This is a genomic window from Massilia genomosp. 1, assembly GCF_011682185.1.
Lineage (GTDB): Bacteria > Pseudomonadota > Gammaproteobacteria > Burkholderiales > Burkholderiaceae_D > Telluria_A > Telluria_A rubra.
Genome location: NZ_WHJF01000273.1, coordinates 1 through 1,521, shown reverse-complemented (window position 1 = coordinate 1,521; position 1,521 = coordinate 1). Strand labels below are relative to the sequence as shown.

Below are 1,521 nucleotides of genomic sequence, written 5' to 3'. Positions count from 1 at the left end.
GTTCTCCCTCCGGTGCGCCGGAATCATGAAGTTGCCCAGTCAATCGTATCGTTTTTCGCCGCTGGCCGATCATGCCGCGCCCAGACGTGAGAGTCGCGTTTGCAGGGCGCAGAAGATGTCGGCATGCAGCGCGGCCGTACGGCCAAAGTCGAGCACCAGCCGGCGCGCATGTTCAACATACTTTGCCGCGCGGTACATGATTTCCTGTAGCACCGTTTTTAAGCGCCGACGCTTCGCAGGGTGCCTGACCGGTGAGATTTCGCCCGTCAAGCCGAGCTGCCCAAGCAGACGCAAGCAGTTGTATGCGAACATCGCCAGGTGCATGATCGCATCGTTGCTGTCGAACTTGCCCGACGGCAGACGCTCCAAGTCGAGGTCGGTTTTGAATTCGGAGTGAAATTGCTCATGGGTGCCGTGCCGGCGATACAAGCGGATGATTTCCTCGGGTGCTTCGTGGAGGCTGGTCCACCAGCCCTCGATCTCGACCTCCGGCTCGATCAGGTGCTGCCCCTTCTTGTCGATGCTGCGCTCGGTGACCGAGACGACCAGACGCAGGGTGCGGCGTTCCTTGTCGTGGTCCCGCTCAAGCTCCTGTGTCATCAGCGCGCAGCGTTTGCCAGGACGCACCTCGATGAAGGCATCGGCTTGCTCGGCGCTCGCTACCCAGGCAGCCTTGTCCTGTTTGCGGGGATTCCATTTGATGACATAGTCCAGTTTGCGCCCCAGCGACGTCAGGCGCTCACGCTCGGCCTCGCATTGAAACAGCAGTTTGGCACTGTCGAAGCCGCTATCCTTGCGTAGCAGCACGTGCTGGTCGGCAGCGAGCAGGCGCTCGAGCTTGCCGTACACGCGCTCCATGAAAAAGTGCGTCTCGGCAGCGCTATGCTGCTTTCCGGGGCGCAGTTCCAAGCCGATGTTCCAGCCCTCATTGCCGAGGTAGGCGGCGATCGGCGTGTAGCCGTCGACTCCTTGATAGGTGCGGCTCACTTCTTCCTTCTTGGTGCCGCTGTTGTTCATCACGAAAGTGTCGATATCGAGGCACACGTACGCGCCGTCGGCCGTAATCGGCGCGCCGGTACGCTCCAGCAAGCGCATGCTGAGCTCGTCGGTGTATTCGCGCAATGGTCCCGCAACTGCATCAAGACGTTGGCGCAGCCATACGCTGCCGGGAACCTTGGATAGCTTGAGGGCATTCTTGAAGTAGCGGTCCTTGCGAAATGGCTCGATTGCTTCGAAATCGCTCTTGCCCAGGCACAGCAACGCAGTCATGCTCTTGGCGATGTCAGAGGTCTTCATGCCTTGCGACACCGGAAATCTGGAATCAAGAACCGCCTCCACTTGCGCGGCCTCGAAGCACTGGCCAATCAGGCCAAGCCCCGCGTGAGAGGTCAATTCCAGGTTGCGCGATTGCTTGACTTCAAAGTGTGGCATGGCAGGTCAGGTGAAAGTATGGGATGCCATATTTTACTTTGAAATCAATGACTTGATCAACTATTGAAGGAGGCGGAACACGGATTCAGG

At 59.0% G+C, this 1,521-nt stretch carries 1 protein-coding gene; it reads right to left on the bottom strand.

From position 1 onward, the window contains the following. Positions 1-69: 69 nt before the first annotated feature. Positions 70-1,431 (bottom strand): IS1380 family transposase, encoded by a 1,362-nt coding sequence (locus F1735_RS33485; RefSeq protein ID WP_167241308.1) that lies wholly within the window; start codon positions 1,429-1,431, stop codon positions 70-72. Between the last annotated feature and the right edge of the window lie 90 nt (positions 1,432-1,521).